This window comes from Pedobacter sp. ASV12, assembly GCF_016429155.1.
GTDB lineage: Bacteria > Bacteroidota > Bacteroidia > Sphingobacteriales > Sphingobacteriaceae > Pedobacter.
Window position 1 is genome coordinate 1 of record NZ_JAELUC010000275.1, and the last position, 492, is coordinate 492.

General features: G+C 36.8%; 1 pseudogene. It reads left to right on the forward strand.

Going from position 1 to position 492, the window contains the following annotated elements:
* Window positions 1-492: pseudogene (locus JHD69_RS20275) on the forward strand (phosphoadenosine phosphosulfate reductase); the annotation flags it as partial.

Below are 492 nucleotides of genomic sequence, written 5' to 3' on the forward strand. Positions count from 1 at the left end.
TACCGCAGACCATGATAATCCGTTTGATTTTTATCATCAATTATACGGAGGTTATCTCCCTTCATCAAATGCTCGCTGGTGCACGCGTAAACTAAAAATAGAACCGTTTGAAAATTACATCGGAGATACACCTACCATTTCCTATGTAGGAATAAGGGGTGATGAAGATCGAGAAGGTTATATTTCTACCAAATCAACAGTGCAGTCCATATTTCCTTTTCGTAGGAATATTTGGAGCGAGGAAGTAGTTGGCAGGATATTAAAAAATGAAAACCATGATCGGTTAAATTCTTTATACAAAGAGTTGCTAAGTAACTCTTTGTATGGTAGAGCCAAAGATATTATATCTTCTCCTATTTCTTCTTCATTCAATCAAGGCCAGAAGATGAATGCTTTGATGGGACTTGGTATTAAGGAGTTTAATCAAGTTGTTTTTCATTCATTAAAGGATACAAACCTGTCTCTTATACACATCTCCGAGCCCACGAGACA